General features: G+C 60.9%; 4 protein-coding genes. 2 read left to right on the top strand and 2 right to left on the bottom strand.

Going from position 1 to position 6,721, the window contains the following annotated elements; genetic code table 11:
- Positions 1–72: 72 nt before the first annotated feature.
- Together EJA71_RS26030 and EJA71_RS26025 are read right to left on the bottom strand one after the other, a co-directional pair.
- Positions 73–3,171: an efflux RND transporter permease subunit gene (locus EJA71_RS26030; RefSeq protein WP_158960777.1), complete on the bottom strand. Its 3,099-nt coding sequence runs from the start codon at positions 3,169–3,171 to the stop codon at positions 73–75.
- Positions 3,172–3,186: 15 nt separating this feature from the next.
- A complete protein-coding gene (locus tag EJA71_RS26025; protein ID WP_158960774.1) occupies positions 3,187–4,344 on the bottom strand; it encodes an efflux RND transporter periplasmic adaptor subunit in 1,158 nt (385 codons plus the stop codon).
- Between the two features lie 293 nt (positions 4,345–4,637).
- On the opposite strand from EJA71_RS26025, the gene EJA71_RS26020 reads away from it, so the two are divergent.
- Positions 4,638–5,339, top strand: a complete 702-nt coding sequence (locus EJA71_RS26020) for a response regulator transcription factor (RefSeq protein WP_158960771.1) — start codon at positions 4,638–4,640, stop codon at positions 5,337–5,339.
- Positions 5,340–5,343: 4 nt separating this feature from the next.
- Positions 5,344–6,645, top strand: coding sequence for an ATP-binding protein (locus tag EJA71_RS26015; RefSeq protein ID WP_158960767.1), 1,302 nt, complete (start codon positions 5,344–5,346; stop codon positions 6,643–6,645).
- The last annotated feature ends 76 nt before the right edge of the window (positions 6,646–6,721 follow it).

Genomic DNA, 6,721 nt, shown 5'->3' with positions numbered 1-6,721 from the left:
CAGGCTGCGATCTTTTGATCTTATAAGAGCAAAGTCAAAAGATCGCAGCCTGCGGCAGCTCCTACATTTGGATCAGTGGGGCTTGGTGAAACGTTGTACGAGCTTCATGACGACGACGAAGAACACGGGGACGAAGATGACTGCCAGCGTGGCAGTGATCATTCCGCCGATCACCCCGGTGCCGATCGCTTGCTGACTCGCCGAGCTGGCACCCGTGGCAATCGCGAGCGGCACCACGCCGAGGATGAACGCCAGCGACGTCATTACGATCGGTCGCAGACGCAGGCGCGCTGCCTGCAATGTCGCGTCGATCAGGTCGTGACCTTCGTCATAGAGGCTCTTGGCAAACTCGATGATCAGGATCGCGTTCTTCGCCGACAGACCAATGATGGTGATCAGGCCCACTTTGAAGAACACGTCGTTAGGCATGCCGCGCATCGTCACCGCCAGCACCGCACCGAGTACTCCCAGCGGCACCACCAGCAATACCGAAGTCGGAATCGACCAGCTCTCGTACAGCGCTGCGAGACACAGGAACACCACCAGCAGCGACAACCCGAGCAGGATTGGCGCCTGATTGCCGGACAAACGTTCCTGCAACGACAGCCCGGTCCATTCCTGGCCCAAACCTTTCGGCCCTTGCGCAACCAGTCGCTCGATTTCCGCCATGGCTTCGCCGGTGCTGTGTCCGGGTTTCGGTTCGCCGGAAATCGCAATCGCCGGATAACCGTTGTACCGGGTCAACTGCGCCGGCCCCTGAATCCAGTTGGCTTGCACGAATGCCGACAACGGCACCATGTGCCCGGTGTTGTTGCGCACGTGCATTTTCAGCAGATCGGCGACCTGGCTGCGTTGATCGCCTTCGGCCTGCACCACCACACGTTGCATGCGCCCCTGATTGGGGAAGTCATTGATGTAACTCGAACCCACGGCGGTGGACAGCGCATTGCCGATGTCGGCAAACGACACGCCCAAGGCATTGGCCTGTTTGCGATCCACGATCAATTGCACCTGCGGCGCTTCGGCCAAGGCACTTTCACGGACGTTCATCAGCACCGGACTTTTCTCGGCGGCGGCGAGCAGTTCGGTGCGTGCTCGCATCAATGTCGCGTGGCCGAGGCCGCCGCGATCCTGCAAGCGGAACTCGAAACCGCTCGACGTACCGAGGCCATCAATGGGTGGCGGCAACACCGAGAACGCCATGGCGTCCTTTATTTCACTCAGCGCCGCGTTGGCACGGTCGGCAATCGAGCTGGCCGAATCATCGCTGCCGCGTTGCGACCAATCCTTTAGCGTCGAGAACGCCAGCGCGGCGTTCTGCCCGCTGCCGGAGAAGCTGAAACCGAGAATCACCACACTGTCACTGATCCCCGGCTCCCCGGCGTTATGCGCTTCGAGCTGTTCCGCTACGGCCACGGTGCGGTTCTTGGTCGCGCCAGGTGGCAACTGGATGTCGGTGATGGTGTAACCCTGATCTTCCACCGGCAGGAAAGAAGAGGGCAGGCGCATAAAGCACAGGCCCAGTCCGACCAGCAGTACCACGTAAATCAGCAGATAACGTCCGGTCCGTTTCAGCGCATAGCCAACCCAGCCCTCGTAACGATCCGTCAGGTTTTCGAAGCGACGGTTGAACCAGCCGAAGAAGCCGCTTTTTTCGTGATGCTCGCCTTTGCCGATTGGCTTGAGCAAGGTCGCGCACAACGCCGGGGTCAGGGTCAGGGCGAGGAACGCCGAGAACAGAATCGAGGTGGCCATCGACAGCGAGAACTGCTGGTAGATCACCCCGACCGAACCTTGCATGAAGGCCATCGGAATAAACACCGCGACCAGCACCAGTGTGATGCCGATGATCGCCCCGGTGATTTGGGTCATGGCTTTGCGCGTGGCGTCCTTGGGCGACAAACCCTCGGTGGCCATGATTCGCTCGACGTTTTCGACGACGACAATCGCGTCATCCACCAGGATGCCGATAGCCAGCACCATGCCGAACATGGTCAGCACGTTGATCGAGAAACCCAGCGCGAGCATGGTGGCGAAGGTGCCCATCAACGCCACCGGCACCACCAGTGTCGGAATCAGCGTGTAGCGCACGTTTTGCAGGAACAGGAACATCACTGCAAATACCAGCAACATCGCTTCGCCAAGGGTGTAAACCACTTTGGTGATCGAGACTTTGACGAATGGCGAGGTGTCGTACGGGATCTTGTATTCCACACCCGCCGGGAAGTAGCGCGACAGCTCATCCATCTTCGCCCGCACCAGCGTCGCGGTGTTCAGCGCATTGGCCCCCGGTGACAGCTGCACGCCAACGGCGGTGGACGGCTTGCCGTTGAGGCGCGTGCCGAATTGATATTCCTGACTGCCGATTTCCACCCGCGCGACATCGCCGATGCGCACGGTCGAGCCGTCGCGATTGGCCTTGAGCACGATGTCGGCGAACTCTTGTGGCGTCGACAACTGGCCCTTGACCAGAATCGTCGCGGTGATTTCTTGGGTCGACGGCGACGGCAGATCACCGATGCTGCCCGCCGAGACCTGGGCGTTCTGCGCGACGATGGCTTCGTTGACGTCAGCCGGGGTCAGGTTGAAAGCGATCAATTTCTGCGGGTCGATCCAGATGCGCATGGCACGCTCGGCGCCGTACAATTGCGCTTTGCCGACACCGTCCAGACGCTTGATCTCGTTCATCACGTTGCGCGCCAGATAGTCGCTGAGCGCCACGTCATCGAGCTTGCCGTCGCTGGAGGTCAGGGTGATCAGCAACAGGAAACCGGAAGACACTTTCTCGACCTGCAAGCCTTGCTGATTGACCGCTTGCGGCAGGCGCGACTCGACCACTTTCAAGCGGTTCTGCACGTCAACCTGCGCCAGCTCCGGGTTGGTGCCGGGCTGGAACGTGGCTTTGATCGTGGCGCTGCCGAGGCTGCTTTGCGATTCGAAGTAGAGCAGGTGATCGGCACCGTTGAGTTCTTCCTCGATCAGGCTGACCACGCTTTCATCAACGGTTTGCGCCGAGGCACCGGGGTACACGGCGTAGATTTCGATCTGCGGCGGCGCGACGTCGGGGTATTGCGCCACCGGCAACTGCGGGATGGCCAGCGCACCGGCCAACAGGATGAACAGGGCGACAACCCAGGCGAACACCGGGCGGTCGATAAAGAACTGCGGCATATGAAAGCGTCCTGCTTACTGACCAGAGGTCTGGGCAAGTGGAAGAGGGGTGTCGTCGATCTGCACTTTTTCGCCGGGGCGGGCGTGTTGCAGGCCTTCGATGACGATACGGTCACCGGGCTTGAGGCCGCCGGTAACGATCCAGCGATTGTTCTGCACCGCACCGAGTTGCACCGGCTGCTGCGCCACGCGCATTTGCTCGTCGACGGTCAGCACCTGAGCAACCCCGGCGCTGTCACGTTGCACGGCGCGTTGCGGCACGGTGATGCCGTTCTGGATCGTCGCCTGCTCCAGACGCACGCGGATGAAACTGCCCGGAAGCAAATCCAGATTCGGGTTGGGGAATTCGCTGCGCAGGATGATCTGGCCGGTGCCCGGGTCGACGGTGATGTCGCTGAACAGCAGTTTGCCCGGTAACGGATACAGGCTGCCGTCGTCCTGAATCAACGTGGCCTTGACCTGATCCTGACCGACTTCCTGCAACTGCCCGGAGCGAAACGCGCGGCGCAGTTCGTTGAGTTCACGGGTGGACTGGGTGAGATCGGCGTGGATCGGGTTCAATTGCTGAATCAGCGCCAGCGGCGTGGTTTCGTTTTGCCCGACCAGTGCGCCTTCCGTCACCAGCGCACGCCCGACGCGCCCGGAAATCGGCGCGGTGACGGTGGCGTAACCAAGGTTCAGCTTCGCGCGCTCGACCGCTGCCTTGTTGGCGGCAACATCGGCGGCGGTTTGCCGGGCACTGGCGCGGGCGTTGTCGTAGTCCTGACCGCTGATGGCCTTGTCGTCGATCAACTGCGCGTAACGTTGCTCCTGCAGTTTCGCCTGGAACGCATTGGCTTCGGCTTTGCGCAGCGCGGCTTCGGCGCTGTCGAGGTCAGCCTTGAACGGCGCCGGGTCGATGCGGAATAGCACGTCACCCTTTTTCACGTCGCTGCCTTCACGGAAAGTGCGCTGCAACACCACGCCGGCCACCCGTGCGCGTACTTCGGCAATGCGCGGCGCAACGATGCGGCCGCTGAGTTCGCTGCTGATGGTCAGAGGGTGGGTCTCGATGGTCTCGATGCGCACCGTGGCCGGCGGCGCCTGCTCTTCGGCGTTCGAGGATGAGTCGCAGGCACTCAGCGTCAGCGCCATTGCGATCAGGCCGAGCCCGGCCAGCAGTTTGTTCGACATGTACAACCCCCAATATTGATGGCCGCATCCTACGACCAGACGCGCAGGTTAGCGGTGAAGCTTTGTAGGCGCTGTGTGAAATTGTGTAAGGGTTTTGCTCAGAGACGGGTGAGGGCGTATATCCTTTAGCCCTTGAAATTTATTGCGACAGTCGGATCGCCATCGCGGGCAAGCCCGCTCCCACAAAGATTGGTGGTGGACACACATGTTGTGATCACCCTGGAACACTGTGGGAGCGGGCTTGCCCGCGATGAGGTCCTCAAGATCGCTACAGCACTTTCTGGAACACCTCCATGCCCAACATCCTCCTGGTCGAAGACGACACCGCCCTCGCCGAACTGATTTCCAGCTACCTCGAACGCAATGGTTATTCGGTCAGCGTCATCGGCCGTGGTGACCACGTGCGTGAACGGGCGCGGCTCAATCCGCCGGATCTGGTGATTCTCGACCTGATGCTGCCGGGGCTCGATGGCCTGCAAGTCTGTCGCTTGCTCAGGGCCGATTCGGCGACGCTGCCGATTCTGATGCTGACCGCCCGCGACGACAGCCACGATCAAGTGCTGGGCCTGGAAATGGGCGCTGACGATTACGTCACCAAGCCTTGCGAACCGCGAGTGCTGCTGGCCCGGGTGCGCACGCTGCTACGCCGCAGCAGCCTCGGCGAACCACTGACGGCCAACGATCGCATCCTCATGGGCAACCTGTGCATCGACTTGTCGGAACGCACCGTGACCTGGCGCGACCAGCCCGTCGAACTGTCCAGCGGTGAATACAACCTGCTGGTGGTGCTGGCCCGGCACGCCGGCGAAGTGCTCAGTCGTGACCAGATTCTGCAACGTCTGCGCGGTATCGAGTTCAACGGCACTGACCGCTCGGTGGACGTGGCGATCTCCAAATTGCGGCGCAAGTTCGACGACCATGCCGGCGAGGCGCGCAAGATCAAGACCGTGTGGGGCAAGGGCTATTTGTTCAGCCGTTCCGAGTGGGAATGCTGAACTGATGTTCCGCATCCTCTTTCGCCTGTATCTGGTGACGATCGTTTCCTACAGCGCGGCGATTTATCTGGTGCCGGATCTGGTGGTCATGGCGTTCCGCGAGCGTTTCGTCACCTATAACCTCGACTACTCGCGCGGCCTGCAATCGCTGATCACCCAACAGTTCCATGCCACGCCGCATGCGCAATGGCCGGCGCTTGCCGCCTCGATGGACAAGGATTTCCAGCCGCTGCACATCGTACTGGCGCGCATCGACAGTGCCGATTTCACCGCAATCGAACAGGAACGCTTGCGCCGTGGCGAAAACGTCGTGCGCATTGGTGACTGGGGCTGGCGCACGCTGGCGGTGTCGCCGCTGGATAACGACACTGCCGTGCAAATGGTGGTGCCGCCGGACCCGCTGGACGTCAATCTGTTGTACTGGAGCATCAACGTACTGATCGGTGCGAGTTTGTTGGGCTGCCTGCTGCTGTGGCTGCGCCCGCACTGGCGCGATCTGGAACGCCTCAAAGGCACCGCCGAACGCTTCGGTAAGGGCCATCTCAGCGAACGCACGAAAATCACGCCGAGCTCGAACATCGGCAGTCTGGCCAATGTTTTCGACACCATGGCCGGGGATATCGAAAACCTGCTCAACCAGCAACGCGACTTGCTCAATGCGGTCTCCCACGAACTGCGTACACCGTTGACGCGTCTGGATTTCGGCCTGGCGCTGGCGCTGTCCGACGATTTGCCGGCCGCCAGTCGTGAGCGCTTGCTCGGTCTGGTCGCGCACATCCGTGAACTGGATGAACTGGTGCTCGAATTGCTGTCTTACAGCCGCTTGCAGAACCCGGCACAACTGCCTGAGCAAATCGACGTCTCGCTGGACGAGTTCATCGACAGCATTCTTGGCAGCGTCGATGAAGAGCTGGAATCGCCTGAAATCGTCATCGACGTCCTGTTGCACGGTCAGCTTGAACGCTTTGCACTGGATCCGCGCCTCACCGCCCGGGCGATCCAGAACCTGCTGCGCAATGCCATGCGTTACTGCGAAAAACGCATTCAGATCGGCGTGCAGGTCAACGCTGATGGTTGCGAGATCTGGGTGGATGATGACGGCATCGGCATTCCCGATGACGAACGCGAGCGGATCTTCGAACCGTTTTATCGACTCGACCGCAGCCGCGATCGGGCCACTGGAGGGTTTGGTCTGGGCCTGGCCATCAGCCGCCGGGCACTGGAGGCGCAGGGCGGCACGCTGACGGTGGAGAGTTCGCCGCTGGGTGGCGCGCGGTTCCGGTTGTGGTTGCCGACTACTGACTGAGCAGACAAATACCTGTAGGAGCTGCCGCAGGCTGCGATCTTTTGATTAGTTTTTTAAGATCAAGATCAAAAGATCG

It is taken from the genome of Pseudomonas sp. PB106 (assembly GCF_009764645.1).
GTDB lineage: Bacteria > Pseudomonadota > Gammaproteobacteria > Pseudomonadales > Pseudomonadaceae > Aquipseudomonas.
This window is presented reverse-complemented; position numbering and strand designations above follow the sequence as displayed.